This is a genomic window from Thiomicrorhabdus sp. Milos-T2 (assembly GCF_000702325.1).
In the GTDB taxonomy this organism is placed as follows: domain Bacteria; phylum Pseudomonadota; class Gammaproteobacteria; order Thiomicrospirales; family Thiomicrospiraceae; genus Thiomicrorhabdus.
In genome coordinates, this window is sequence record NZ_KL370891.1 from 90,465 (window position 1) to 116,936 (window position 26,472).

At 39.3% G+C, this 26,472-nt stretch carries 27 protein-coding genes; 10 read left to right on the forward strand and 17 right to left on the reverse strand.

Annotated features, from left to right (window positions below; translation table 11 throughout):
• Positions 1–175: 175 nt before the first annotated feature.
• Positions 176–1,384, forward strand: a complete 1,209-nt coding sequence (gene glp, locus BS34_RS0100375) for a molybdopterin molybdotransferase MoeA (protein ID WP_029406578.1) — start codon at positions 176–178, stop codon at positions 1,382–1,384.
• 44 nt (positions 1,385–1,428) lie between these two features.
• On the opposite strand, the gene bioF is transcribed toward glp, so the two are convergent.
• Positions 1,429–2,607 (reverse strand): 8-amino-7-oxononanoate synthase, encoded by a 1,179-nt coding sequence (bioF, locus tag BS34_RS0100380; RefSeq protein WP_029406579.1) that lies wholly within the window; start codon positions 2,605–2,607, stop codon positions 1,429–1,431.
• Positions 2,608–2,716: 109 nt separating this feature from the next.
• Positions 2,717–3,736, reverse strand: a complete 1,020-nt coding sequence (bioB, locus tag BS34_RS0100385; RefSeq protein WP_029406580.1) for a biotin synthase BioB — start codon at positions 3,734–3,736, stop codon at positions 2,717–2,719.
• Positions 3,737–3,849: 113 nt separating this feature from the next.
• On the opposite strand from bioB, the gene BS34_RS0100390 reads away from it, so the two are divergent.
• Positions 3,850–4,527 carry a ComF family protein gene (locus BS34_RS0100390; RefSeq protein ID WP_029406581.1) on the forward strand — a complete coding sequence of 226 codons (678 nt, stop codon included), beginning with the start codon at positions 3,850–3,852 and terminating at the stop codon, positions 4,525–4,527.
• A 6-nt stretch (positions 4,528–4,533) separates the two neighbouring features.
• On the opposite strand, the gene BS34_RS0100395 is transcribed toward BS34_RS0100390, so the two are convergent.
• The 11 genes from BS34_RS0100395 to hisB all read right to left on the reverse strand — a co-directional run bounded on the left by BS34_RS0100395 (position 4,534) and on the right by hisB (position 12,829).
• Positions 4,534–5,220, reverse strand: a complete 687-nt coding sequence (locus tag BS34_RS0100395; RefSeq protein ID WP_029406582.1) for a zinc metallopeptidase — start codon at positions 5,218–5,220, stop codon at positions 4,534–4,536.
• Positions 5,221–5,256: 36 nt separating this feature from the next.
• A complete protein-coding gene (locus BS34_RS0100400; RefSeq protein WP_051640597.1) occupies positions 5,257–7,077 on the reverse strand; it encodes a thioredoxin domain-containing protein in 1,821 nt (606 codons plus the stop codon).
• A gap of 7 nt (positions 7,078–7,084) precedes the next feature.
• Positions 7,085–8,251 carry a twin-arginine translocase subunit TatC gene (gene tatC, locus BS34_RS0100405; protein ID WP_029406584.1) on the reverse strand — a complete coding sequence of 389 codons (1,167 nt, stop codon included), beginning with the start codon at positions 8,249–8,251 and terminating at the stop codon, positions 7,085–7,087.
• An 8-nt stretch (positions 8,252–8,259) separates the two neighbouring features.
• Positions 8,260–8,793: a Sec-independent protein translocase protein TatB gene (gene tatB / locus BS34_RS0100410; protein WP_029406585.1), complete on the reverse strand. Its 534-nt coding sequence runs from the start codon at positions 8,791–8,793 to the stop codon at positions 8,260–8,262.
• Positions 8,794–8,822: 29 nt separating this feature from the next.
• Positions 8,823–9,071 carry a Sec-independent protein translocase subunit TatA gene (gene tatA, locus BS34_RS0100415; protein WP_029406586.1) on the reverse strand — a complete coding sequence of 83 codons (249 nt, stop codon included), beginning with the start codon at positions 9,069–9,071 and terminating at the stop codon, positions 8,823–8,825.
• Between the two features lie 269 nt (positions 9,072–9,340).
• Complete coding sequence (locus BS34_RS0100420; protein ID WP_029406587.1) at positions 9,341–9,667, reverse strand: histidine triad nucleotide-binding protein; 327 nt, start codon at positions 9,665–9,667, stop codon at positions 9,341–9,343.
• A gap of 37 nt (positions 9,668–9,704) precedes the next feature.
• Complete coding sequence (locus tag BS34_RS0100425; RefSeq protein ID WP_029406588.1) at positions 9,705–10,046, reverse strand: phosphoribosyl-ATP diphosphatase; 342 nt, start codon at positions 10,044–10,046, stop codon at positions 9,705–9,707.
• A complete protein-coding gene (gene hisF, locus BS34_RS0100430; protein ID WP_029406589.1) occupies positions 10,043–10,816 on the reverse strand; it encodes an imidazole glycerol phosphate synthase subunit HisF in 774 nt (257 codons plus the stop codon). Before hisF ends, BS34_RS0100425 begins: the two co-directional genes overlap by 4 nt.
• Before the next feature lie 30 nt (positions 10,817–10,846).
• A complete protein-coding gene (gene hisA, locus BS34_RS0100435) occupies positions 10,847–11,587 on the reverse strand; it encodes a 1-(5-phosphoribosyl)-5-[(5-phosphoribosylamino)methylideneamino]imidazole-4-carboxamide isomerase (RefSeq protein WP_029406590.1) in 741 nt (246 codons plus the stop codon).
• A 15-nt stretch (positions 11,588–11,602) separates the two neighbouring features.
• Complete coding sequence (gene hisH, locus BS34_RS0100440; RefSeq protein WP_029406591.1) at positions 11,603–12,241, reverse strand: imidazole glycerol phosphate synthase subunit HisH; 639 nt, start codon at positions 12,239–12,241, stop codon at positions 11,603–11,605.
• Entirely contained in the window at positions 12,242–12,829 is a 588-nt protein-coding gene (gene hisB, locus BS34_RS0100445) for an imidazoleglycerol-phosphate dehydratase HisB (protein WP_029406592.1), read from the reverse strand. It abuts the gene before it with no gap.
• A gap of 465 nt (positions 12,830–13,294) precedes the next feature.
• On the opposite strand from hisB, the gene ccoN reads away from it, so the two are divergent.
• The 8 genes from ccoN (at position 13,295) to ccoS (ending at position 22,006) form a co-directional block, all read left to right on the forward strand.
• Positions 13,295–14,725, forward strand: coding sequence for a cytochrome-c oxidase, cbb3-type subunit I (gene ccoN / locus BS34_RS0100450; protein WP_029406593.1), 1,431 nt, complete (start codon positions 13,295–13,297; stop codon positions 14,723–14,725).
• An 83-nt stretch (positions 14,726–14,808) separates the two neighbouring features.
• Positions 14,809–15,636 carry a cytochrome-c oxidase, cbb3-type subunit II gene (ccoO, locus tag BS34_RS0100455; protein WP_029406594.1) on the forward strand — a complete coding sequence of 276 codons (828 nt, stop codon included), beginning with the start codon at positions 14,809–14,811 and terminating at the stop codon, positions 15,634–15,636.
• A gap of 212 nt (positions 15,637–15,848) precedes the next feature.
• A complete protein-coding gene (gene ccoP / locus BS34_RS0100460) occupies positions 15,849–16,757 on the forward strand; it encodes a cytochrome-c oxidase, cbb3-type subunit III (RefSeq protein WP_029406595.1) in 909 nt (302 codons plus the stop codon).
• Positions 16,758–16,864: 107 nt separating this feature from the next.
• Positions 16,865–17,005 (forward strand): hypothetical protein, encoded by a 141-nt coding sequence (locus BS34_RS13035; RefSeq protein ID WP_199774070.1) that lies wholly within the window; start codon positions 16,865–16,867, stop codon positions 17,003–17,005.
• Positions 17,006–17,144: 139 nt separating this feature from the next.
• Positions 17,145–18,611 carry a cytochrome c oxidase accessory protein CcoG gene (gene ccoG / locus BS34_RS0100470; RefSeq protein ID WP_029406596.1) on the forward strand — a complete coding sequence of 489 codons (1,467 nt, stop codon included), beginning with the start codon at positions 17,145–17,147 and terminating at the stop codon, positions 18,609–18,611.
• A 106-nt stretch (positions 18,612–18,717) separates the two neighbouring features.
• The gene (locus BS34_RS0100475; protein WP_029406597.1) at positions 18,718–19,239 is read left to right on the forward strand and encodes a FixH family protein; all 522 of its coding nucleotides are present in this window, start codon (positions 18,718–18,720) and stop codon (positions 19,237–19,239) included.
• Position 19,240: 1 nt separating this feature from the next.
• Entirely contained in the window at positions 19,241–21,697 is a 2,457-nt protein-coding gene (locus BS34_RS0100480) for a heavy metal translocating P-type ATPase (RefSeq protein WP_029406598.1), read from the forward strand.
• A gap of 72 nt (positions 21,698–21,769) precedes the next feature.
• On the forward strand, positions 21,770–22,006 hold the full coding sequence (gene ccoS, locus BS34_RS0100485) for a cbb3-type cytochrome oxidase assembly protein CcoS (protein ID WP_029406599.1): 237 nt from the start codon (positions 21,770–21,772) through the stop codon (positions 22,004–22,006).
• A 69-nt stretch (positions 22,007–22,075) separates the two neighbouring features.
• Here ccoS and BS34_RS0100490 read toward each other — a convergent pair whose 3' ends face one another.
• From BS34_RS0100490 to BS34_RS0100505, 4 genes are all read right to left on the reverse strand, one after another.
• Positions 22,076–22,744, reverse strand: a complete 669-nt coding sequence (locus BS34_RS0100490; protein WP_029406600.1) for a hypothetical protein — start codon at positions 22,742–22,744, stop codon at positions 22,076–22,078.
• The gene (locus BS34_RS0100495; RefSeq protein ID WP_029406601.1) at positions 22,744–23,343 is read right to left on the reverse strand and encodes a hypothetical protein; all 600 of its coding nucleotides are present in this window, start codon (positions 23,341–23,343) and stop codon (positions 22,744–22,746) included. Before BS34_RS0100495 ends, BS34_RS0100490 begins: the two co-directional genes overlap by 1 nt.
• Before the next feature lie 370 nt (positions 23,344–23,713).
• Entirely contained in the window at positions 23,714–24,052 is a 339-nt protein-coding gene (locus tag BS34_RS0100500) for an Hpt domain-containing protein (protein ID WP_029406602.1), read from the reverse strand.
• A gap of 202 nt (positions 24,053–24,254) precedes the next feature.
• On the reverse strand, positions 24,255–26,327 hold the full coding sequence (locus BS34_RS0100505) for a two-component system response regulator (RefSeq protein ID WP_029406603.1): 2,073 nt from the start codon (positions 26,325–26,327) through the stop codon (positions 24,255–24,257).
• Between the last annotated feature and the right edge of the window lie 145 nt (positions 26,328–26,472).

Sequence of the window (26,472 nt, forward strand, 5' to 3'; positions counted from 1 at the left end):
TTTTGAATTCAAAAACAATTAAGTCTATTTGAGACCTTTGCACCCAAGGGCATACTCTCGAGTTTATGCCCTTGGGTGCAAAGGTCTCTATTTATAAAATAGGTTGTAGGTTTTTTAAAAATAGAACCTACAACCATTTTTTTGAGTCAAGATCAGCATTCTAAAAGAGGAAAAAATGAAATCATTTGAAGATGCTCAAGATTTTTTATTAGAACAAGCCTGTGAAACTAAATTGGTAGAAGTACGATCGTTAGACAAGGCATTAAATGGAGTCTTAGCCGAAGATATCTGCTCTAAGATTAATGTCCCAGCCATAGACAACAGTATGATGGATGGCTATGCAGTCAATTTCTCTGAGATACAGTTAGGCAAGTTTTATTCAATTTCCCAAGTAATAGCGGCAGGGGATATCGGCAACTCATTAGAGCCTGGCACGGTTGCACGGATTTTTACGGGTGCGGCGATGCCAGAGGGTGCAGATACGGTTATTATGCAAGAGATGGCAGAAAAGGAATTTGATGCTAGTGAGCAGGTGAAATTTACAACTAAACCGGAAAAAGGTGGCAGTAACGTTCGTCAGGTTGGTGAAGACATTGCTGTTAATAATGTAGTTTTAGAAAAAGGAAAACGCATACAGCCCCAAGATATTGGTATTTTATCGGCCATTGGTGTCAGCCATATTGAGGTATTTAAACCTCTCAGAGTGGCTATATTTACCACTGGGGATGAGTTATTAGAACCCTATGAAATGCCTTCGCCTGGCAAAATCTATAATACCAATCGTTATATGCTCAAAGCCCTGTTACAACAATATGGATTTGAGGTAATTGATTTGGGCAAGATTAATGATTCATTAGAAGCCATTCAAACTATTTTGAAAGCAGCCTCTGAAATGGCTGATATTATTATTACGACAGGAGGAGTGTCAGTCGGGGAGAAGGATTTTATTAAACCAGCTGTAGAGTCCTTAGGTTTTTTGAAAATGTGGAAAGTCAATATGAAGCCTGGCAAACCTCTGGCTTTTGGAGAGGTATTAGGTACACCTTTTATTGGTCTACCAGGAAATCCCGTTGCTTCTTTTTCCACGTATTATCTATTTGCTCGTCCTTTCTTATTAAAAATGCAAGGATGTCGCTCTCTGAATACCACCTCAAAATGCATTACGGCAGGATTTGACTGGACTCGTATGAATTCAAGAAGAGAGTTTATCCGAGTTAAGATTGAACGCCAAGACAATTGTATGTTCGCAATTCCTTATAGAAACCAGGGCGCAGGTATTATTTCTTCTATTGTTAATTCTGATGGATTTGCTGTGATTCCTGAAAATACTACTATTCAAAAAGGCGATTTAATATCCTATTTTAGTTTCAATGATTTTAAATAATTAGTTAATGAGAGTTAATCATAAAATACATATACCCACTACTTTTAACTATTTTTAACTATAGATAATGCTTGTAATAGCTGATCTATTTGCTCTGCAGTGTGAGACGCACTTAAGGTGACTCTTAAACGTGCGTGGTTTTTAGGCACGGTAGGTGGTCGAATCGCCGTTACCCAAAACCCCGCTTGTTTTAGAGCTTCACTCCATTTCATGGCGGTTTCACTTTTACCTAATAATATCGGCTGGATTGCTGTGTCACTTGGCCATAGTTCCAAGCCAAGGTTAAGAGCCCCTTCTTTAAAGTGGCGTATATTCCGTTGTAGGGTTTCACGTGAAGCTTGGCCATTTTGTACGAGCTTTAATGCTTCGCGAATAGCTAGGGCATTCAGTTGCGGCATGGCTGTTGTGTAAATATAAGGTCGGCCAAATTGTATCAGGGCTTCGACCATGACCTGGCTTCCGGCTACAAACGCACCCGAAGTGCCAAAGGCTTTGCCTAGTGTGCCGACAATAATGGTGTTTTCATCAGGTTCGAGCCCAAAGTGTTCAAAACACCCTTTACCGTAATTTCCTAAAGTACCGATTCCATGAGCATCATCTACAAACAACCAGGCCTGGTATTTTTGAGCAAGCTTTTGTAGCGTATTTAGTGGTGCCATATCGCCATCCATACTAAAAACCCCATCGGTAACAATCATGGCTTGGCTGTTTTTGGCTTGTGCTTGCTGTAGACGTCTTTCTAAGGCGAGCATATCTAAATGTGGGTAACGTTTAAATTCAGCATCAGAAAGTTTAGCCCCATCAATTAGTGAGGCATGATTTAATTTGTCAGCCAAAATGGTGTCGCTAGCTTGCATTAAGGTTTGCTGTACGGCTAAATTCGCCATATAACCGGTAGAAAATAAGAGGGTTCTTTCTACGCCCAGCCAGTCGGCTAATTCATCTTCCAGTAAATGGTGATTTAGATGGTGTCCGGTAACTAAATGCGCTGCCCCTGAGCCATAACTTAACGAATCTTGGGATTGTAAGCCTTGGATTAATGCCTGTTTAATTTGTGGGTGATTAGCCAAACCAAGATAATCATTAGAAGAAAAATTAATGCACTCTATGCCATTGATTTGCATAAGGGGTTGTTGCGCTGAAAACACCAAAGGTCGCCGACGATAGAGATGGTCGGTTTCGCGTTGTGCTAGTAATGGCTGAAAACGTTCTTTAATAGACATTAGGGTAGGTCAAAGTTATCGGCAATAAGAGTTCATAAGTTGATGAGTTCAGTAATTTAGATTTAGATGACTGAACTCACGGTTTACCTGTGCCTAACTCTAACTATAATTAAGCCGTTAATTCGGTGACTTGTTCAGCCATTTTTTTAGCCGCGGCTTCAGCTTTAACATTTTGCTGCATCTGAATACCCAGTTTTTTAAATAACATCACATCATGGTCAGATTCAGGGTTTTCAGTGGTTAGCAATTTATCGCCGTAAAAAATTGAGTTTGCCCCCGCAAAGAAACACAATGCTTGAGCTTCATCCGTTAAGCTCATACGGCCAGCAGATAGACGAACATAGGTTTGCGGCATAATAATGCGGGCTGCAGCAATCACTCGAATGAACTCAAATGAATCGGTTTTGTCTTTCATATGAGCGAGAGGCGTACCTTCAATGGCTACCAACAAGTTAATAGGCACAGAATTTGGATGTACTCGCATATTACCAAATGTTTTTAGTAGCTCTGCACGATCTTTGTGTTGTTCGCCCATACCGATAATGCCCCCAGAACACACATTAATACCGGCTTGCTGAACTTTATCAATGGTGTCTAAACGGTCTTGGTAATTGCGAGTGGTAATGACCTGTGGATAAAAAGCTTCTGAAGTGTCTAAATTATGGTTGTAGTAATCTAGTCCGACTTCTTTAAGTTGCTTAACTTGGTCGTCATTTAACATGCCCAACGTTAAACAGGTTTCTAGGCCTAAATCTTTAACTACTCGCACCATCTCTAATACACGAGGAAAATCTTTTTTATTTGGATTACGCCAAGCGGCTCCCATACATAAACGGGTTGCACCACGCTCTTTGGCAACCAAGGCTTGTTCAATAACTTCTTGAACTTCCATCATCTGTTCTTTTTCAATATCGGTATAGTTGCGGGCACTTTGGGAACAGTAAGAACAGTCTTCGGCACATCCACCTGACTTAATGTTTACTAAGGTACTGGTCTGCACGGTATTTGGGTTAAAGTGCTGGCGATGAACGGTCTGGGCCTGGAACATTAAGTCATTAAAAGGCATATCCATAATTTCGCGGATTTCATCAACGGTCCAATCATGTCTAATTTGTCCAAGGTTTTGCATATTCATAGCTCTATTCCAATATTGTTCATACAAAACGCCAAAGAGAGAAGCGTTTTGCGATTTTTTTAATTGGGTTATTATATCTTATAACTTTGTTGAAAAAAGGCGTGTTCATGCATTGGCTAGAAAGATGGTTGCTCCCTCCTAAATGTGTGTTGACGCATCAACCCTGCGAAGACCGAGATATTGACGCTAAATTGGTGGGTGAATGGCCTATTCCCACTTCGGTTTGTCCGCAATGCTGTGAACCGAGTTTTGATGCAAAGGTGTGTGGGCGTTGTTTAGCGGATGCGCCGGCTTTTGATAGAACTCAAGTGGGTTTTTACTTTGATGCAGAACTGGCGGATTTAATTCATGGGCTTAAATACAATAGCCAACCCGCTTATGCTCGTATATTGGGTGAACTGTTAGCACAAAGGCTTGACGCCAAAAATATTCAGGCAATGGTTGCGGTGCCTTTACACCAAAGCCGTTATCGACAACGGGGATTTAACCAAGCAGAATTAGTGGCCAAAACCGTGGCCAAAGAGCTAGGGATCCCATTGATTAAACAAGCCGTAAAAAGAGTTAAAAATACGCCTTCACAAACGCACCTTAACGCTAAACAACGCCGCGCTAATCTAAAAAATGCATTTGATATTGATTGTGAAAAACTGCAGGGGCTTGAATCTATTGCGTTACTGGATGATGTGATTACAACGGGGGCGACGATGCAGTCATTAGCCCAAAAAATTAAAAGACAAACATCTGTTGAAACTATACAGGCCTGGGCAGTGGCTAAAACGAAATAGTCTCTTTTAGCGTTTTAATGCTTTTAGCCATTTCCATAAATTAAATAAACTCGATAATGAGGCCGAAACGTAGGTCATTGCGCAAGCAAATAATATACGTTTGGCAGTTTTATGGTCTTTTTTGCTTAGGTATTCGCCTTGTTCTAGCAGGGGCAAAGCACGTTTAAAACTGGCATCAAATTCTACGGGTAGGGTACTTAAATGAATGATTACCGGTACGCCCATGGCAATAAAGCCTGCTCCAAATGTGAATAGAGCAACCATGGGGGTATGAGCTAATGGAATTAACAACGGTGTGACCATTAGCGCCATTCCTGAAAACTTTTGCATCATCGCTGCACGTTCTATCAAAGCAGTACGTTGTTTTAATTCGGGGTAATCTTCTTTATCTTGTAAAGCGTGCCCAATTTCGTGAGCCACGGTGGTTATTGCGGTTAAAGAATGACTGTGAGCGTTAGCCGTTGAAATTCGCACGACCTTTTCAATAGGGTCGTAGTGATCTCCCTGATCCGTCTCTTCCACACGTACCCCATTGAGCTCATACTTATTTATTAAGTGTTCTGCAAACTGCAAGCCCGTACCGGGTATATCTGGGTGTGGGGTACGGTATTTATTTAATATGGCTTTAGTCCACAAGCTAGGTAGCGTGGTAAGAATAAATAAAATAATAAACAGTACTATCAAAATACCCATAATTTTCTTTTTTTCTATGATGTTTGTTGTTGCGTGCTATTTTACGGGATTTACTGTGTTGTGAATACAGTTGAGTGTTTCTAGATAACTGGGATAGTTAATCGCTTGAGCTAAGAGCTTATCTTGCTGAGGAGTGATGCTCTTTGGTTTCAAACAACTTACCAAAGCCGCAGGGCTTGGAATTGGGCCATCAACCATAATAGATTCCCCTTTTTGTTGAGGAAGTATTTTAGTGGCGCCATATTGCCAACTGTTGTTGGTGTAAAACTTTTGTGGAATAAGGTTTTTAAGTTTGGTCACGGCCTGATTAAAACGATGGTCCTGAGTAAAAAGCTGATAGTCTTCTAGGCCTTTTAAAATAAAAGCGTAATCCTGTAAATTAGCTTCACCAATAGGTTCTCCATTTTTGGCGAGGGCACGAGGGGGCGATGATTGTAAGATGAGTGTGCTAAGTTTAGTTGCTAAACGGGTTGCATACGTTTGGTATTCAGGTTTGTTTAAAACTTGCCAGGCCTGGCTAAAACTACTCAATAGCAATCCGTTCCAGCCTAAGATGCTTTTACTGTCTACCGGTATTTGTTGTTTAGGTGTTTGTAGCTTGATTTTAATGTTTTCCCAATCGGCTTTTGATTGAATGGGCATTGGATGCCAGCCCAATTCGTAAGGGGGCGTTTCATTAAGTGACCAGGCCTGGTAAATAAATTGATACTCTTTTTTTGAAAGGGTTTGTTTAAGTTGCGTTTTACTCCAAAGATAATCGCCTCCTTCTTGAGCAAGTTTATTAATGGCAGATTGGCTGCTTTGAAAGAGTTGAGTTTTTTTAGAATAAAGATGAGTTTGTAGGTAACTTAAGGTTTTCTGCGCTGTTTTTAAATAATCCTCTCGGTTAAAGCGTTTCCCGGCCATAAGGTAGGTATTGACCAATAAGGCATTGTCATAAGCCATCTTTTCAAAATGGGGGGTTTGCCAATTAGGGTCAACGGTGTAGCGGTAGAATCCTCCATGAATATGGTCAAACAGGTGCTCAGTTTGCATATGGTCAAGCGTGGTAATTAACCATTCTTCAATATCGCTAGGCAGGGAATGTATCTTTAATAAAGCATTCAAAAGCGGTGCTTCTGGAAATTTACTGGTGCCTTTTAAACCGCCAGAAAAATCATCTTTTAGCTGGTTAAGTTGTTTGAAAAGACGTTGTTGTAAACTCTTTTGAGTAATCATTAACGGCTGTTCAGTTGGTGTTTTTGACGACTGATTTTGACTTGCGAGTTTGGCAAGTTGGGTAATTTGATTAGGTTGTTTTTGCCACAATTCAACAATGCGTTTTAGCGTTTTATTAAATGAAGGATTAGGCAGGTAGATAAATGCAACAAAAGGGTAACCCTGTGGTGTCAGAATAACATGTTGAGGCCATCCTGCTTGCCCTGTGGTTTTTTGAGCAAATTCAATTAAGGTTTTATCCAGTTCTGGATTAAGTTCGCGGTCGATTTTGACAGAGATAAAATGCTGATTTAAATAGTTAGCGGTTGCTAGATTATGGTAATTCTCTTTTTGCATGACATGACACCAATGACAAGCAAAATAACCGCTAGAGATAAAAACTAATTTGTTCTCTTGTTGAGCTTGCTTAAGTATCGACTTCCCCCAAAGTTTCCAGTTAACGGGGTCTTGACCATGCATCGCTAAATAAGGGCTGGGATGATTGTTAAGTTGGTTTTGATTGGCACTTGTCTGAACAAGATTTTGGCTAGTTTCAGAAACGTTAGGGTTTAGAGGTGATTGGGATATTTGAGCAGATGCGCTCAAGATTGGCGTCAATGTGAATAAAGCTACCAGGCCTGGTAGCTTTAAAACGTGCAATAAAAGATTAATTTTTGCTATCAGGTTTATCTTTATTAGCGACGTTACTGTCTGCTGTACTGTCGTTTGAGGTTTGCTCAGAAACTTCGTCAGTACTATTTTTTTCAGATGGCTGATTTGACTCATCATCTGACTTATCTGAAGACTCGGTATTGTTTTTAGCATCTTTTTCAGCTTTTTGACGTGCTTCGTAATCTTGTTCTAGTTTATGCATTTCTGAATCAATATTGTCAAATTCTGCATCCCAGTCTAAATCGTCCTCAACTTGATCTGCATAGCGGTCATCAAAATCAAATTCTGCTTCTGAATCCGTTGCAGCACTATTAGATTGTTTGGGGGCTGAAGGTGTCACTGGGGTTTTAGCGGTTTCGTCGTTAGCATCGAATGCTTCATCAGCGTCTTCATCAGCGTCTTCATTTAGGGTTTTATTCTTGCTTCGTCTTTTTTTAACGATAGTACCTATCAATAAACCGAGCTCAAACAATAGCCACATAGGCACCGCTAATAAGGTTTGAGAAATAATATCTGGAGGCGTGAGTAGCATTCCAATGACAAATGCACCCACAACAATGTAAGGGCGAGCATGGCTTAGCTTCTCAGGTTGTGTCATACCACTTACAATTAATAAGATGGTAACAATAGGGACTTCAAACGCCATACCAAAAGCAAAGAACATTTTGATAACAAAGTCTAAATACAGTGAGATATCCGTGGCAATGGTTACCCCTTCTGGAGCGGTTTGCGACAAAAATCCAAACACCAGTGGAAACACAACATAATAAGCAAACAGGCCACCCGCATAGAACAGAAACGAACTAAAGAACAGTAGCGGAGCGACTAGCTGTCGTTCATGTTGATATAGGGCAGGAGCAATAAAACGCCATAGTTGGTAAAGCAAATAAGGCATTGCTAAATAAATCGATAAAACAAAACTTAATTTAAAGGGTGTTAAGAAGGGCGAGGCTACCGCCGTTGCAATCATGCTCGTGCCTTCAGGCAAGTAGCGTGTTAACGGTTCTGATATATAGGTATAAATTTCGTTAGCAAAAGGAAAAAGAATCAGAAAAAAGACAATAATAGCCAAAATGCTACGAGTAAGACTGGTTTTTAGATCTAGTAAATGCTGAACTAGAGTCATTTCTTGATCGTTAGGTGGCAGCGCAGCGTTGCTCATAAGGGCAGTTAACTTTTTAGATTTTCTTTTTCAGAGGCTGTTTCAATTGGCTGAGAAACCTCGGCTTGAACAGAATCTGTTGATTGAAGAGAGTTTGAAGGCTGTTCGGATAGTTGAGCCGAACTTGCATCCGCATCTGAGCTAACCGGTTGTGCTGTTTGATTTGGTTTGGCAATTTGCTCTGGAGCAACAGGCTGAGAGGGCGCTTTGTTGAATTGATTAGCGGAATCTGCAGGTGCATCCCCACCAAAAGTAGGGCGTTGCAAATCATTCATCTCAACACTATCAAAGTTAAGGCCTTGCTCTAACTCGTTACCAATGGTGTTCATTTTTTGCTTTTCTTCTTCAAAGTCCATAGATTGCTTGATTTCATTCAATGTCTCTTGAACTTGACCCTCTTGTTTAACAGAATTTATAAACCGACGCGTTTTACCCATAAAAGACCCTATTTTTCGGGCAACTTCTGGCATGCGTTCAGGGCCAATGACTAGTAATGCAATTACCAGTATGACCATAAGTTCTAAAAAACCAATATCAAACATTTATAAGGTACTCAGTTAAAGACAAACCATTAAGCTTTGTCTTTATTCTCTTCAGTTTTCTTTTGTTCAGCTTCTACGTCAAAGACGTTTTCACCTTCTTTTTGTGCAAGCTTTTTGTCTTCTTCTTCAGCTGTTTTTGATTCTTCTTCTTTGACGGCTGATTTAAAACCTTTAATTGCACCACCTAAATCAGTACCGATATTACGTAGACGTTTTGCGCCAAATAATACTAATACGATTGCAAGGATGATAAGTAATTGCCAAATGCTAATGCCCATGGTTTTGCTCCATTTTTAATCTAATCTGTGGCTTATTTCATGGACGAATAAAACTTAATCTATTCGTCTACCAGTTTGAATTTTTTTAATGACCGCCAATCATACCAAATTCAGTGATTTGTTGGCACTAAATAATATTCAATTAACGGTATTTAATTAAAGAGACCTTTGCATATTCTTGTGCAAACTTGTACAAAGGTCTCTTAAGGTTTGAGTCTACGTGTTTTAGTTGGGATAAACGCTTAGACTCGTTTTATGAGAATAAATGTTTATTTATTGCCCATTAAGTGAATGTGAATATGGAAGACTTCTTGTCCACCAGACTCACCAGTATTAATTTGAGTTTTAAAACCTTCTAGGCCTTGTGACTGCGCTAGCTGAGGAAGTAATAACATCATGTGACCCATGCAGTCTTTATCTTCGGGGGTAAGATCAAATAGGGTCGGAATTGGTTTTTTAGGAATGACTAAAAGGTGAACGTTCGCCTTTGGATTGATATCGTTAATAACGATACATTTATCATCTTCATAAACAATATCTGCTGGAATTTCACGGTCGATGATTTTACTAAATAGGGTTTTATTTTCGGTACTCACGGGTCTAATCCTTTATTGGTTCTGACTTGAGTGGAATTTATTCACTACGACTGGCTTTCTCGTCATGTCCTGATAGGCCAAAACGTCGTTGTAATTCTGCTGTAACATCGTTGCTCGACAGATTTTGCGAAGCTAATAGTACCATAGTGTGAAACCACAAGTCGGCGATTTCATAAACGAGGTGTTCTTGGTCTTTTTTAGCGCCGTTGCTATTTTCTATGTCTTTAGCTGCCATGACGGTTTCAGCGGATTCTTCAGCCACTTTTTTTAGAATTTTTTCAATTCCTTTGTCATATAGGCTGGCTACATAAGAACTTTCTGGAGAGTCAGATTTACGAGCTTCTAATACTTCGTCAATCTGTTTTAGAATGTCACTCATAGTCGTACCTCAATCCCTTCTTTTTGCATGGCAAGCTTGGCTTCTTCAACCGTATGCTCACCAAAGTGAAAAATACTGGCAGCTAATACCGCTTCGGCATGTCCTTCGGTAATGCCTTTTGCCAAATGTGATAGCTCACCAACGCCGCCTGAGGCAATAACGGGAATAGAAACGGTATCTGAGATGGCTCTTGTTAGTTCTAGGTCAAAGCCAATTTTTGTGCCGTCTCTATCCATACTGGTAACCAGTAATTCTCCAGCGCCTAGGCAGGCCATTCTTCTTGACCAATCAACGGCATCAATACCGGTTTCTTTTCGGCCGCCGTGGGTAAATATTTCCCATTTGTTATCTTCATCTGGTTGGCTGACTTTCTTGGCATCAATGGCGACTACAATGCATTGTGAGCCAAACGCATCACAGGCCTCTTTTACAAATGCGGGGTTGAAGATGGCGGCTGAATTAATAGCGACCTTGTCAGCTCCTGCATTAAGCATGGTGCGAATATCTTCTACACTGCGTATGCCACCGCCAACAGTGAGAGGAATAAAGACTTGGCTAGCGACTTGTTCAACCATGTGTACGGTGGTATTGCGGTCATGCGCAGTAGCGGTAATGTCTAAAAAAGTGATTTCATCCGCGCCTTGTTGGTCATAACGCTTGGCGACTTCAACGGGGTCGCCAGCATCGCGAATATCTACAAACTGTACCCCCTTAACAACACGACCGTCATCAACGTCTAAACAGGGAATAATACGTTTAGCTAAACTCATAAAAAATCCTAAGTTACCAGGCCTGGTAGTTTATTTTGGGGCTAGTTGATCGGAAAGTGCTTGGCCTTCTTTAAAGTCCAAAGTCCCTTCATAGATTGCTCGACCGGTAATCGCGCCGGTAACACCATCGGCTTCAATTTCGGCAAGCTTTTTAATGTCATCTAAATTGGTAATACCCCCTGAGGCAATAATAGGAATGCTTAGCGCTTTAGCAAGGGATTGTGTGGCTTCAATATTAACGCCTTGCATCATGCCGTCACGACCAATGTCAGTGTAAATAATCGCTTCTACACCATCATCTTCAAATTGTTTACCAAGTTGGGTGACTTCGTGGTCGGTGACTTCTGCCCAGCCGTTAATGGCTACCATACCGTCTTTGGCATCTAAACCAACCATTATGTGACCAGGAAAAGCTTTACAAGCTTCAGCAACAAATTCTGGATTGTGAACCGCTTTGGTACCAATAATGCAGTAGCTTACGCCAGAGTTTAGGTAGGCTTCTATGGTTTGTAGATCGCGAATTCCTCCACCAATTTGAATCGGTAGGTCTGGAAATGCTTGGCGTACCTGATGAACGGCTTCTCCATTGACTGGCTTGCCGTCAAATGCACCATTTAAGTCTACCATATGAAGTCGACGTGCATCTTGGCTAACCCATCTTTCTGCCATGGCAACAATATCACCTGAAAATACGGTTGCGTCTTCCATAATGCCTTGACGAAGGCGGACGCATTCACCATCTTTTAAATCGATAGCTGGAATTAATAACATGATTGAACCTTTAAACTATTGTCCGTTCCACTGTAAAAAGTTTTTGAATAGCTGCAAACCATTGTCTGCACTTTTTTCAGGGTGGGCTTGAATTGCAAATAAATTGTTGTGGCTTAATACTGAAGGGAATGTGGTTCCATGAGTAGTTTGGCCGGTAATGATGCCTGAATTTTCAGGTTGTACATAGTAGCTATGAACAAAGTAGAAACGGCTGTCTTGTGAGATGTTGTGCCATAGCGGGTGTTCTTGAGTTTGATGAATTTGATTCCAGCCCATGTGTGGGGTTTTTAGTGCGGAATTTTCTTCAAACTCAAAATGTTTTACGTTGCCAGGGATGACATCAAGACATTTAATGCCTTGGTTTTCATCGCTATGAGACATTAATACTTGAAGTCCCATGCAGATTCCTAAAAAAGGCTTTTCTTGGGCGGCTTGAATTACAGGATGAATCATTCCTGTTTCTTGCAAAGCGCCCATGCAGGCTTTAGCCGCACCTTGACCTGGAAAAATAACCGCATCGGCATCCGCAATTTCATCCGGGTTGTGTGTGACTAATATACGTGTATTATCAGGAGCCATGTGTTCCGCCGCTTTTGATACGGAACGTAAATTTCCCATGCCATAGTCAATTACAGCAACTAGCTTCTGGTCCATTTACAAACTTCCTTTAGTAGAAGGCATTTTACCTTCCATACGCACGTCTGCGGTAAGAGCCATTCTTAGAGCACGGCCAAAGGCTTTAAAGATTGTTTCGGCTTGGTGATGCGAGTTGTGGCCTCGAAGGCAGTCAATGTGCACGGTTGCATTCGCGTGGTTAACAAAACCTTGGAAAAATTCAAACACCAATTCGGTTTCAAAGTTACCAATTTGCTCACGGGTAAAATCAGCATTAAATACCAGGCCTGGTCGACCAGAAAGATCAATGACTACACGAGAAAGCGCTTCATCTAACGGTACATAGGCGTGACCATAACGGGTAATGCCTTTTTTGTCGCCCACCGCTTTACTAATTGCTTGGCCTAATGTAATGCCTACATCTTCAACCGTATGGTGGTCATCAATATGATTGTCGCCATTAGCTTTTATCTCAAGGTCAATCATGCCGTGACGTGCAATTTGATCCAACATATGTTCAAAAAAAGGTACGCCCGTTTCTAATTTGGCGCCACCTTCACCATCAAGGTTAACAGAGATTTCAATTTGAGTTTCTAGCGTATCGCGTTTTACCGTTGCCGTGCGCATAACATAATTCCTATGATTAAGATGCCAATATCATAACTGAAAATTAACTTATTGGATATGGTTAGGGTTGCTTTGAAAGTAAAAATACTAGATGTGGTGATTATCAATATAAGAATTCACTTATATAGAGTTATCCTTATTGAAATTAGGGGCTAACAGTTTTATTGATGTTGGTCATAAAAAAAATTTGGTATGCATAAGTATGGTTTTTTTGGGATAATTCCAGGGATTTTTTTAAGAATGTCGTGTTCTTTGAAGCCTTTGATGAAATCTAATTCTATTAGTTTTCTTGATGTGAGTTAAGTTTTATAAGGGTTTTGGCTGAGATAGGGAAGGCTAAGTAGGTATAATGCCTGTTGAGAAGTCTCTATCTTAAATGGTCCGTTTTAGTATGTTTAAGAAATTAAACACTTTAAGATGAAAGATAGAGACAAAATATTAAGACTATAAAGGGGAATCCGACTGATGGATACTACAGTAAAACCACAATATGACAATGGCGTGGTTAAGTATTTAACAGTAGGTGCGGTAGTTTTCTTGGTGCTAGGTACTTTAATGGGTACTTATGCAGCATCAGAACTTGCGTGGCCTGCGTTAAACTTTGATATTGCGGAAATCACTTTTGCTCGTTTACGTGTTATTCATACGAATACCGTAATCTTTGCATTTGGTGGTATGACGTTAATGGCAACAGCGTTTTATACGGTTCAAAGAACGAATGGTGTAAAACTTTGGAGCAATGGCTTGGCTTGGTGGACTGCAATTTTGTTCACAATTGGTCTTTTAGGAACAGTTGTTTCATTATCTCTAGGTATGACAACTGCTAAAGAATACCATGAGCAAGAATGGCCTTTGGCTATTGCTATTGCAGTAGTTTGGACAATGTATACGTTCAACTTTGTAATGACAATTGCTTCACGTAATAAAGATACTCACCCGAGTGTGTATGTTTCTAACTGGTTCTTCTTAGGTATGATGATTGCAATCACATATTTATATGTGGTAAACGGTTTAGCAATTCCTGTATCTATGTTCCGTTCTTACTCTATGTTTTCTGGCGTACAAGATGCCATGATTCAATGGTGGTGGGGTCATAACGCGGTTGGTTTCTTCCTGACGGCTGGTTTCCTAGCAATTATGTACTATTTTGTACCTAAGCAATCACAACGTCCTATTTACTCTTACCGTTTATCGGTAATTCACTTCTGGGCATTAATGTTTGGTTATGTATGGTTAGGTGCTCACCACCTTCAATATACAGCACTTCCAGACTGGACAGGTTCATTAGGTGCAGTAATTTCATTAGCGATGATTATTCCTTCATGGGGTGGCGCGCTTAACGGAATGTTAACGCTTTCTGGTGCTTGGGATAGACTACGTACAGATTACATTTTACGTTTCTTAATTATTTCATTAGCTTTCTATGCGATGTCTACATTCGAAGGGCCTGTAATGGCTGCGAAAACTGTAAATGCGCTTTCTCACTATACAGACTGGACAGTTGGTCACGTTCACTCGGGTGCGTTAGGTTGGGTTGCTATGGTTTCTATCGGTGCGATTTATCATATGGTAATGAAGCTATGGAAAACAGAAATGTACTCTATGCAGTTAATTAACTTCCATTTCTGGTTAGCAACTATCGGTACAGTTTTCTACATTGTTGCAATGTGGGTATCAGGTATCATGCAAGGTCTAATGTGGCGTGCTTATGATGAGTACGGAACACTTGCTTATACTTTCGCTGAGTCTGTATCAGCTATGCACCCTTACTATGCGATGCGTGCATTTGGTGGATTATTGTTCTTTAGTGGAGCGGTAATCATGCTATACAACGTTGTGATGACAATTCGTATGGCAAATGCTAAAGCAACTAATTCAGTTGAAGCACACGCTTAATTAGTAAGTCATATTAAGTAATGGCTCAAATTATCGAGTCGTTACTTACTATTGAAAATTAATGAGTTGAGGAGCACAAACTCATGTCAAATGAAGCACCAAAGAATATCCAGGAAGGGTTAGAACGTAATATCTTCGCCTTATTTCTGGCAACAGCGCTAGCAGTATCTATTGCTGGTATCGTTGAAATCGTACCGTTGTTTTATCTCAAATCTGCTGTTGATTACACAGAAAAGACAGATAAATACGGTAACGCTAAAAATGAAAAGTTCCCAGAGTTAGTTTGGGAACGTACTTTTACAAAAGATGCTGACGGTAAGTTAGTGTCTGACAAATCACTTTACAAGCAAGATAAGCATGGTAAGTGGGTTCTAGCAGATTGGAAAGCAGGCGACGGTGTTCGTCCTTACACTCCGCTTGAATTAGCTGGTCGTGATTTATATATGCGTGAAGGTTGCTATATTTGTCACTCTCAAATGATTCGTCCTTTCCGTGATGAACGTGAACGTTATGGTCACTTCTCACTAGCGACAGAGTCTATGTATGATCACCCTATGCAATGGGGTTCTAAGCGTACTGGTCCTGATTTAGCTCGTCTAGGTGGTAAGTACTCTGATGAATGGCACGTGCTTCACTTGCTACGTCCTCAGAATATGGTTCCAGAATCAGTTATGCCTGCTTACCCTTGGTTGGCAGAAAATCTAGTGTCTAAAGATTTCTTTGGTACAGATCGTGATATGAAAACACGTTTATCGGTAATGCGTACACTTGGTGTGCCATATACTGACGAAGAAATCGAAAATGCTGATGCAGCTATCGAAGGTTATACAGAGATGGATGCAATGGTTGCTTATTTACAAGTATTAGGAACGATGGTTAAGCTGGATGACAGCAAAGTCTACCGTCGTTAATAGTTGTGAGTAATTTAGAACGTTATTTTAGTACAGACTGGGCGTCATTGACGTCCCAGGATTGGGCTGGTTTAATCATTACAGTAGTGGTATTTTTCGGAATGCTCATTACGTTTTACTTGGCACTACGTCCAAGTAAGCGTAAAGAGATGGAAGAACAAAAATACAAAATACTGGATGATGATGACTAGTCATTTTGAGGAGATTTAAATATGGCACATCATAATCCATGGCCAGATGAAGGTAATACTGGTCATATCTGGGATGAAGATATTCGTGAATTAGATAACCCACCACCGCTTTGGTGGATGCTATCTTTCTATGCTGGCTTCATCATGATTGTTTTTTACACATTATATTACCCAACAATTCCATTAACCGATGAGATGGGTGAATATACACAAGGTATGGCAGGTTGGACTGCTGTCGAAGAGTACAACGAAGATTACAAGATTTTAAGAGATTGGCGTGTCGCTAAATTTGCAGACAAGGAAGAGAAGTTAGCTTCAATGACTGTTGCTGACATCATGAAAGATCCAGAACTAAAATCATACGCTGTTGCTACTTCTAAAGTTTTGTTTGGTGATTATTGTGCAGGATGTCATGCTGCTGGTGGTGCTGGTAACCCTGGTTTTCCAGTATTGGCAGATGATGATTGGTTGTGGGGTGGTAAAGTCAACCAAATTGAAGCAACTCTAATTAATGGTCGTATTGGTAATATGCCTGCTAAAGGGATGATGGGTAATTTATCTGATCAAGAAATTGAAGATGTTACTGATTATGTTGTTGCGTTATCAGAAGGTAAGGGTGGTGATGCTGCTGTTGCTGCAGGTAAAGCAGTATTTGCCAAAGGTATGTGCTTGGCATGCCATGGTCCAGCTGGTAAACCACTTGCTCCTGCAGGAGCGGCAAACCTAACTGACCAGGTATGGCGTTTCTCATCGGATCGCGATGCTATCAAGAAAGTTATTACTTATGGTGTAAATGTTAAAAAGAATGGTGAGTATATTGAAGGTACGCGTAATGCTATCATGCCAGCATTTAATGAACGTTTACCAAACGCTGATGTAAATATTAAGCGTTTAGCAGTATATGTACACTCTTTGGGTGGAGGTCAGTAAGTGGTTACTAATTCACTTATCTGATTCAGTAAAGGAGAGCAATTGCTCTCCTTTTCTGCTTTTAGGACTTTATAAATCTTGATTTATATCAATTTTGGAGAATAATTATGAATGATTTAAATAGTGATTTCGTACTTTGGATTTCAATTGGCGCGCTTGTTTTAACTATTGCTGCACTAGTTGGTTTTGCGTGGAAAGCAACTCGAGGCATTGAAGGGCTAGAATCTGACGAGAATAAAGATAGTTAAATTTTGCTGTAAACAAAAATAGGTCCTTAATTAGGGCCTATTTTTGTTTATGGAAATAGATAAAAATTTTTACTTATATTACCCTTATTAATTTTAATAGAATAGCTACACACTTTCGACGGGACGCAAGGATAGCAAAATGTCAGATAAAAAAGATTTGTATAGAGATAACGGTCAAACAGGCTCCGTTCTTGATGAGATGGCCTTAGACAATAAAAATCTACAAAATATTGGGGTTGAGATTCTGCCGGTTCATACTGGGGGTAAAGTTCATGCCAAACGTATGCCAGGAAAGTTTCGCTCATTTAAATGGATTACAGCTTCTTTTTGGATTGCTTTATTTGTATTCCCATATTTACGCTGGGACGGGCATCAGGCTCTTTTATTTGATCTAGGCAATCGTCAATTTCATATCTTTGGGTTAACTATATTGCCGCAAGATATTTGGATGCTAGCAATGGTGTTGCTATTCTTTGCACTTCTATTAGCGGCGTCAACGGCTGTTGCAGGTAGGCTCTGGTGCGGTTACTTTTGCTTTCATACCGTGTGGACTGATGTTTTTACCTGGATTGAAGAGAAGTTTGAAGGGCAGCCTAATAAGCGTACTAAGTTAGATAGTTCTAAGATGAGCTTAGAAAAACTAAAAATAAAGTTACCTAAATTTGCGCTTTGGGCTTTTATTGCCTTTATGACATCGTTTAGTTTTGTAGCCTATTTTACAGATGCCTTTGATTTATGGGCTAGATTATTTAGCCTGGAATGGAGTTCAACCGAAACCACAGTTATTCTTGTATTAGCCGCGGCTACCTTCTTTTTTGCGGGTATTTTACGTGAGCAAACATGTATTGGTTTTTGCCCTTACGCACGTATTCAGGGCGCGATGATTGATACACAAACGGTTGTACCAACCTATGATGTAGATCGTGGTGAGCCTAGAGGAAGAATGAAACGCGTTAAACCAGGTGAGGAAGCGCCTGATTTAGGTGATTGTATTGACTGTAATTTGTGTGTGGCAGTATGTCCAACAGGTGTTGATATTCGTCATGGACAGCAGTTTGGTTGTATTACCTGTGGTCTTTGTATTGACGCTTGTGATTCGGTAATGGATAAGATTAAGAAGCCAAGAGGCTTAATTCGCTATGCCTCACTGGCTGAATTTGCGGGTCAGAAACTGCCTCCATTATTTAAGCGTCCACGTGTCATTGTGTATACAGCAATTATGAGTTTTGCAGCAATTGTGATGGTTTACGGCTTATTAACCATGTCACCTATTGACCTTAAAGCGCTGCATGAACGTTCTCCATTGTTTGTACAAATGAGTGATGGAAGTATTCAGAATAAGTGGACAATCAAGGTAGTAAATAAATCTAATGAAGTGATGTTGGCCAAAATATCAGTAGAGGGGCCAGAAGGGTTAACCTTTATTGCAGACAAGGAAATTACTGTTCCGCCAGGTAATGTTGGAGCAACGACTTTACTTGTTAAGATACCAAAGAAAAACTTAGTAGAGACAAATACTCCTATTACTATTTTGGTAAATGATGTTAATAATCCGACTATCAAAGCAACCTATACAACGAGCTTTATTAGTCCCAAAAAACGTTAATCAGTTATTCATACTGTAAGTTAATTTAACGTTTGGATTACCGCTATAATAGCCCTATTTGGATAAGTTCCAAATAGGGCTTTTTTGTTATTTTAGGAGAAATTTAATGAGTAATGCTAAGCAAGATACTCGTGATTGGAGCGTCGCTTGGAAAAACCCATTTGTTATTGCTTGGGTGGTAATTCTTGTCATCGTTTTGAGTGTTAACTTTTTTATGGTTAGTATGGCGATTGTGACAAACCCAGGTTTAGTCGTTGATGATTACTATGAGCAAGGTAAACATATGGATGAAATCCTTGCGGAACAGAAACGTATGGAAAAAATTGGCTGGCAGCTTAATGTAAATTTACCAATATTGACAGAATCTAAAGCGGATGAAGTTAAGTTATCAGTTGTCGATAAAGAAGGAAATCCTATCGATGTAGAGAAAGCCATTCTCTATTATTATCGCCCTTCTGATAGAAACTTAGATGGCCAGATTACAATGAAAAAAATGGATGGTATGGGTCAATATGAGCAAACCATTACGTTACCTCTCAAAGGTAAATGGGATTTAATTATGGAAGTCACTAAGGGTGATATTCGTATCAATGTTGGACGCTCAATAATGGTTCAAGATCCAGAGTAATATGGCTGATAATTGTTTTCATTGCGGACAGGCAATACCGCAACAAGATTTAGTTTTAAAGCCTATACAGGGAGAGACTCAACACTTTTGCTGTAATGGTTGTGCTTCAGTATGTGAAGTTATTCATGAAGCGGGGATGGAAAGTTTTTATCAAAGAACGCCTGCTGGCGAATTACTTTCACCGCCACCACCGCCCAATAAAAATATAGACTTTTATGATTATGATGAAGTTCAGTCTCAATTCGTAGAAAACCTTTCTGATCGTCGCGAAATAACGCTAATGTCTGAGGCAATTCATTGTGCCGCTTGTGTATGGCTTATAGAACATACCTTAGCTAAACTTGATGGAGTATTACTGGCACGCGTTAACTTTACCAATAAGCAGATTAAAATTCGATGGGATAACAGTAAAATTAAACTGTCTCAGATTATTAAAGAATTAAACGCTATTGGTTATGATGCTACCCCTTATGATCCTTCTGCCAGTGAGGCGGCTTATAAAAAGGCGAATCGAGATTTATTATATCGCTTAGGTTTTGCTGGCTTTGCAATGATGAATGTGATGTGGTTCTCTGTTGCGCTTTATACCGGTGCGGCTGACGATTCTGAATATAGAAACTACTTTCATTGGTTAGAGTTTATTATTGCAACGGTAGCTTTAGGCTATTCCGGACAGCCTTTCTTAAAAGGAGCTTGGACTGCAATAAAATCTAAAACGGTGGGTATGGATGTATCGATAAGTTTGGGTATGTTGACCACCTATTTTTATTCATTGTGGGTTACGCTTGTGCCTTCCCATTCAGGTGATGTCTATTTTGATACTTTAATAGATTTTATGTTTTTACTTCTCATAGGTCGTTATTTAGAAGCCATTTCAAAAAATAAAGCCATAGATTCCTCTCGTAGATTAATGGATTTACAGCCAAAAGTCGCTCGCAAAAACTTAGAGGGTGTTGAATCGGTTGTACCTGTTAGAACCTTATTAAAAGGCGATACGATTGTGGTAAAGCCCGGCGAACAAATTCCTGTTGATGGAAAAATTATTCTGGGTGAAAGTACGGTAAATGAATCTATGCTCAGTGGTGAATCTAAAGAGATTCATAAACATGTAAACGATTCAGTCATTGCCGGTACTTTGAATGTAGATGGACATTTAACTATTGAGGTTCGAAGTATCTTACAAGATACCCAGTTAGGTAAGATTGTACATATGGTAGAGGAGGCTCAAGGTTCTAAAGCCCCAATTCAATGCACAGCAGATAAGATTATGCCTTGGTTTGTTTCTACAACCATAACACTTGCCTTAGCTAGTTTTGTATATTGGTTCTTTAATGAAAGCATAGAATTTGCCGTTATGACAGCAACAGCGGTGTTAATTATTACCTGTCCTTGCGCATTTGGTTTAGCTACGCCTATGGCAATTGCGGTTGCATCTGGGGTCTCGGCACGAAATGGTATCTTAGTTAAAAACGGTACAGTATTGGAAATTTTACATTCTATTGATCATTTTGTTTTTGATAAAACGGGAACTTTAACTAAAGGCAAAATGAAAGTGGTTGAAGAGGGTTATTTAGATGCAAATCAGCGAACACAGATTTTAAGGGACGTTGCTTCTATTGAAACAATGTCTGAGCATAGCCTAGCTAACGCGATTGTAGATTCTGTTAAACAAGAATTTGATTATGGTGTAAATAGCTGGAGTAAAGTGACTAACTTTAACATCTCTTCAGGTAAAGGGGTTGAAGGCGTTATTGATGAAGCTCTATACCAAATAGGGACAGCGGGTTGGTTAGTTGAATTAGGAATCACTATTCCACAAACCTTAAAGGATAAAGCAGACCAACAAGCAATATTGGCTCAAACGGCTGTATGGATTGCAAAAAATGGAAGTGTCTTAGGTGTTTTATTTTTAGAAGATGAAATACGACCAGAAGCGGTTGAGCTAATATCCAGACTAAAAGCCAAAGGCAAGAAGGTCACTTTGTTAAGCGGTGATTTAAATGTCGTTGCTAATCGAGTGGCGGAACAGATTGGCGGCATGGAAGTGATTGCCGAGGTGCTTCCTGAAGATAAAAACCAAGTCATAAGAGATATACAGGCCAAAGGGGTTAAGGTTGCCATGGTTGGTGATGGTGTGAATGATGCCCCTGCATTAGTTAGAGCAAATGTAGGAATCGCCTTAGGTTCAGGAACCGATGTCTCTATGGACAGTGCTGATATTGTATTAATGAATAATGAATTATTAGCGGTTGATACGGCTATTGAACTATCCGCCAAAACGTTAAGAACAATAAAGCAAAATATTGCGAGCTCAGTGACTTATAACTTAATAATGGTACCACTTGCTATGTCTGGCGTATTAACGCCACTAATCGCAGCGATAACCATGCCGTTAAGCAGCTTGATAGTTATTGGTAATGCTGCACGTATTCGTAGTTTTTTTAATAAACGTCATTAAGAGACCTTTGCAGCCCATCTCACTAGCAAAGATCTCGATTTGTTGACAGTATTATGTAATAGGAATAAATAGATGGATGTAATTTACGGATTAATTCCAATGATGTTGTTTTTTGGGTTTTTAGTCGTAGTCGTTTTTATTTGGATGGCTAAGAATGGGCATTTTGATGATATGGATGGTCAAGCCAATAGAATTTTTATGGATGATGAATATCCAGAAGAGATTAAGCCAGAGAAAAAATTAAATTCTGAACAAGAAGATAATCAAAAGAGACAAGAAGAAGACTTAGACAAATCTTCGTCTAAGTAGTTTTAAATAACCTACCAGGTCTGGTAGGTTATCTAATCAAATAGAACTGAATTAAATACTAACTTTAATTTAAAAAGTTGTTTTGTCCGTGGTGTATTGCAAGGCTTCTGGGCCTTCCTCATCAAGAATAAGTTCTAATCCTAGTTTATTAAAAAACAAATGTGGTAATCCATCAGATTGAACTTCTTTGTCATCCGGTTTACCAAAACGTTTATCAATGGCTCGAGCAGTTAAATTGTTTCTAGGCACTAATGTGATGCTTGAAATAGGTGTATTAAAAAACTTGGCTATCTCAGAAGTGTAAAGTTCAACTTCACGCTCACCAGATGTTGTTAAGGAGGTTTTTTTACCGTTAGTATAGGCTTGATCAAGCTGTTCATCAGAAACGTCTAATTTAAGCGTTAAACCGGCTTTAATTGAACCAATATACATCACAGGAAAATAAGCTTCTAAGGACTTATTAGATTCATCTTTATTAGAAAACAGTTTGACTTCTACGTCTTTGCCATAAAGTTTCATGGCATCATTTAGCGTCGATTCATGCACGGTTAAACCTAAGGCATGTAATTTACCTTGGTTATCAAAAGCCGCATTCCAGGGTAGATGCGATGGATCGATTGCCTCTCTTTCAGGTTGAATCAAAAGTAATAAACTAAAACCAATGATGCTGGAGAAAAATAAAATCCAAAAAACAGGAAGTTGAGTTTTTTTCTTTTTAGCGGTGTTTGAACTGCTCATTAATTATTTTCTTCTGTTTTATTAGCGGTGTTTTGGATAGACTCATCAGCACCTTTTCCAAGCTCTTCATTGGCCGTTTCACCACGAGGTAAAAACTTTTCAAGAGCCGGGTTAGATATACCGTTACCCGCATCATAAACAGAGATACCCGTTTGCATAAAAGTAATTAACACCGCCACAAAGATAACCACTGCAGCAAAACGTAATGTAATCAATTCACCTAAGTTAGTTTGATTTCCGTCAGTCGAAAAATCATTCATGCTCAATCCACCAGGAAACAGCATGTCAACTAACAGATATAGCAAGACCATTGCAATAGCAATAGCGTAACTGATAAGCAAGATACGACCGCGTCGCCATGCCATTGTCCAATGAGAAGCAACGAACCATGTGTCTTTTTTAGCTTCTTTTCTACTGGTGATGTAAAGATAGCCAATAACTAAACTAGATAAGAGTGGAATAAGCAGTAATTCAAATGAGCTTCCAATTTCTAAAACAATCATCGACATAAATAAATGTGTGATGATAATGTTGATATTGAATATATGGTGAGGCGTTTTTGCACGACGTTTTTCATCTTCGGTAACACGATAATGCATTTGGGTTTTCCTTTTGTGGATGCAGATTAATGCGGCCTTTGCAACAGTCGATGAATGTGAGACCTTTGCACGAGAGCATGCGCGAGTAAAAATGGTTAAAATTCACCCGATTCTTGTTGTACCCCAAGGGCACTTCCGTTGGGCGACAACTTGCGAATAGCTAGCTATTCCCTGCGTTTTCCGCCGAAATCAGGCAAATTTTCCCTCATTTTTCTTTCGCACCTATCTCGTGCAAAGGTCTCAATTTATAAAAAAGGCTGAAATTCTTTAGGTCAGTCTAAAGAATACTTTCACTTTTTTACACCTTGGCTTTTGTAAAGGTCTCATTAATACTCAATAGAATCGATTGAGTATATTAAAAGATAATATTCTAAAATGTATTGATATAGTCTTTAAGTGCTTGCGCTACGGCTATGTTTTCTGTTTGAATTTTGATTAATAGAGCACTCATATTGTCAGTGTGGTTATTTTTTGCGTTTTGTTCTAACTCGGCACTTAGCATGGATAAATTATTGGCACCCACATTAGCAGAACTTCCTTTTAATGAGTGAGCTTGGGATTGAACCGTAGCAAGGGTTTTACTCGCAACCGCATCTTCAAGTTTTAATAACGTTTCAGGCGTTGACTCGAGGTAGATATTCAGTACTTCCTTAAGCTCGTCACCAATAATGTCTTTAAGCATATCCAGATTGCTAATATCAACGTGCATGATGTTTAATTTCCTTTTGAATCATTAAGAATTCGGGTTAAGAGATTCTTGCAAGAACCGATGACTGTATAAAAAGGCTATAACTCTCTATCTTAAAAACTAAAAAACCAGCCAATAGCTGGCTATTATGCAGATTTTTTAGACCAAATATAAAGCATTCTTTTAATTTTTTCTTACATCCCCAGCTCGAGCAAAGGTCTCGTTATGTATTTTTGGTTAGCCAATCTGTAAATTCGTTTTTTGGCATCGGCTGACCATATTTAAAACCTTGAAGTATGTCGCAGTTTTGACTCTGTAAAAATTGCTGCTGTTCTTCAATTTCAATCCCTTCTGCTACCACCTCAAGTTTTAAACTATCCGCCATAGCCAATATGGTTTTGGCAATAGCCTTACCCTCAGAAGACTCTAAGTTCATAACAAATGAACGATCTATTTTAATGGTGTCGATTGGAAAACTATGTAAATACGCTAGCGAAGAATAGCCTGTACCAAAGTCATCGATAGAAAGTGAAACGCCAATAGCCTTAAGCCCATTTAATATATTAATATTAGTTTCTGCATTACTCATAGCAAGGCTTTCAGTGATTTCTAAATCAATAAATTTAGGCGGTAGTTCGGTATTAGAAATAACATGCTGAACCAGCTCTATTAAATTAGATTGGCTAAATTGTCTGCTTGATAAGTTAATACCGATTCTTAGGTTAGAAAAACCGGTTTCATGCCAGTTTTGGGTGTCTTTAACAGCCGTCTCTAAAACATATTGGCCTATTTCAATTATCATTCCTGTGCTTTCAGCAATAGGAATAAAGATACCTGGAGAAATAATCCCTCTCTCTTGATGACGCCAACGAACGAGAGCTTCACAACCAATGGGTTTTAAAGTTTGTGCATCTACTTGAGGCTGGTAGAACACTTCAATCTCATTATTTAGCAATGCTTTACGTAGATCGTTTTCTAAAGCAAGCATGTCTTGGGCATTATCATTTAGACTTGGGCTATAAAATATAAATTGATTACCGCCTCGTGATTTGGCTGATGTTCGGGCAATATTGGCATTATTTAAAAGGGTTTCCAAACCGTCTGCATCATCAGGATAAACCGATACACCCATGCTATAGCTAATAAACAGCTCTTGATTATCTATCATAAACGGAGCATTTAAATCTTGCGAAAAACGGTTAAGCAGTAAGTTTAGTTCATCTAAATGTTCAGCATTTCGAATCAGTACAGCAAACTCATCACTTCCTAAACGAGCGGCAAAATCGCCTTCACGGGTAATTCTGTTTAATCTTTGTCCAAGAGAAATTAAGAGTGCATCGCCTTGTTCTTGGCCAAGGTTTTCATTGATTTGCTTAAATCTATCAATATCAAAAATGATAATGGCACTTAATCGGCCTGAGCCATGATGCGTTAAATAGTCATTTACCGTTGTTGAAAAACTAGAGCGATTAGGTAATTCTGTAAGACTATCATGTTGTGTTTGGTATTGAATTAGCGTTTCTGCTTTATGTAAACGGCTAATATCCTGTGCAGACCCTGTTATTTTAGAGACTTTATTGGCTCTATCAAATGAAACCTCACCCAGGCACTCTATATGCGTTAAATTGCCATTGTGTTGCAGAGCTCTAAAGCTTATCTGCAGGTGAGATTGACCATGATTGGCTTCATTAATGGCTTGTTGAATGATGGGAAAGTCTTTAGGGAGTACATTTGATAAGAACAAGTCTAAATTAATGCCTTGTTGTTTAGGAATACCAAATAGATTGAAAACTGATTCAGATCCAGTCACTTCATCCTTTAGTGCATCCCATTCCCAGTAACCGAGTTTAGCTAACTTTTGGGCAAATAATAATTGTGACTGACTTGAACGAAGCTTTGCTTCCATTTCAGAAGTGCGCAATGCATATTTAAGGCGATGGGCTAATAGCTCCCCGTTAAGGGGTTTGGTGATGAAATCGGTTGCACCAGATTCAAACGCCAATTCAATGGACTCTGTATCTTCCAGTGATGTGAACATTAAAATAGGTATAGAGTGATCAAGCTCATAGTTACGTATCGCTTTAATCACTTCATAACCATTCATTTCAGGCATCATGGCATCAACTAATACCAATGTTGGTTTGTGTTCAATAAATTGAGAAAAGCCCTCTTTACCGTTTTTAGCTTCAATCAGTTCATAACCATAATGCTGAAGCACTTTAGAAACCTTTAATCGAGTAACCGGGTCATCTTCGATTAGTAGAATACGTGTTGGCTTTGGACTTGTAGAAAGCATAAACAGAATATCAAAATTAAGGCAATGTTTAATAGTGTAGCGGCTTATTGTGATAATTAAAATAAATAATCCAAGCAATAAAGTAATAATCAAGTAAAGCTTGTTTTAAGTTAATTTTTGTCGAGTCATCTAATTTTAAAAATTA

Coding starts and splice junctions, on each gene's coding strand:
- glp (WP_029406578.1), top strand. CDS start 176: ATGAAATCATTTGAAGATGCTCAAGATTTTTTATTAGAACAAGCCTGT.
- bioF (WP_029406579.1), bottom strand. CDS start 2,607: ATGTCTATTAAAGAACGTTTTCAGCCATTACTAGCACAACGCGAAACC.
- bioB (WP_029406580.1), bottom strand. CDS start 3,736: ATGCAAAACCTTGGACAAATTAGACATGATTGGACCGTTGATGAAATC.
- BS34_RS0100390 (WP_029406581.1), top strand. CDS start 3,850: ATGCATTGGCTAGAAAGATGGTTGCTCCCTCCTAAATGTGTGTTGACG.
- BS34_RS0100395 (WP_029406582.1), bottom strand. CDS start 5,220: ATGGGTATTTTGATAGTACTGTTTATTATTTTATTTATTCTTACCACG.
- tatC (WP_029406584.1), bottom strand. CDS start 8,251: ATGAGCAACGCTGCGCTGCCACCTAACGATCAAGAAATGACTCTAGTT.
- tatB (WP_029406585.1), bottom strand. CDS start 8,793: ATGTTTGATATTGGTTTTTTAGAACTTATGGTCATACTGGTAATTGCA.
- tatA (WP_029406586.1), bottom strand. CDS start 9,071: ATGGGCATTAGCATTTGGCAATTACTTATCATCCTTGCAATCGTATTA.
- BS34_RS0100425 (WP_029406588.1), bottom strand. CDS start 10,046: ATGAGTGACATTCTAAAACAGATTGACGAAGTATTAGAAGCTCGTAAA.
- hisF (WP_029406589.1), bottom strand. CDS start 10,816: ATGAGTTTAGCTAAACGTATTATTCCCTGTTTAGACGTTGATGACGGT.
- hisA (WP_029406590.1), bottom strand. CDS start 11,587: ATGTTATTAATTCCAGCTATCGATTTAAAAGATGGTGAATGCGTCCGC.
- hisH (WP_029406591.1), bottom strand. CDS start 12,241: ATGGACCAGAAGCTAGTTGCTGTAATTGACTATGGCATGGGAAATTTA.
- hisB (WP_029406592.1), bottom strand. CDS start 12,829: ATGCGCACGGCAACGGTAAAACGCGATACGCTAGAAACTCAAATTGAA.
- ccoN (WP_029406593.1), top strand. CDS start 13,295: ATGGATACTACAGTAAAACCACAATATGACAATGGCGTGGTTAAGTAT.
- ccoO (WP_029406594.1), top strand. CDS start 14,809: ATGTCAAATGAAGCACCAAAGAATATCCAGGAAGGGTTAGAACGTAAT.
- ccoP (WP_029406595.1), top strand. CDS start 15,849: ATGGCACATCATAATCCATGGCCAGATGAAGGTAATACTGGTCATATC.
- BS34_RS13035 (WP_199774070.1), top strand. CDS start 16,865: ATGAATGATTTAAATAGTGATTTCGTACTTTGGATTTCAATTGGCGCG.
- ccoG (WP_029406596.1), top strand. CDS start 17,145: ATGTCAGATAAAAAAGATTTGTATAGAGATAACGGTCAAACAGGCTCC.
- BS34_RS0100475 (WP_029406597.1), top strand. CDS start 18,718: ATGAGTAATGCTAAGCAAGATACTCGTGATTGGAGCGTCGCTTGGAAA.
- BS34_RS0100480 (WP_029406598.1), top strand. CDS start 19,241: ATGGCTGATAATTGTTTTCATTGCGGACAGGCAATACCGCAACAAGAT.
- ccoS (WP_029406599.1), top strand. CDS start 21,770: ATGGATGTAATTTACGGATTAATTCCAATGATGTTGTTTTTTGGGTTT.
- BS34_RS0100490 (WP_029406600.1), bottom strand. CDS start 22,744: ATGAGCAGTTCAAACACCGCTAAAAAGAAAAAAACTCAACTTCCTGTT.
- BS34_RS0100495 (WP_029406601.1), bottom strand. CDS start 23,343: ATGCATTATCGTGTTACCGAAGATGAAAAACGTCGTGCAAAAACGCCT.
- BS34_RS0100500 (WP_029406602.1), bottom strand. CDS start 24,052: ATGCACGTTGATATTAGCAATCTGGATATGCTTAAAGACATTATTGGT.
- BS34_RS0100505 (WP_029406603.1), bottom strand. CDS start 26,327: ATGCTTTCTACAAGTCCAAAGCCAACACGTATTCTACTAATCGAAGAT.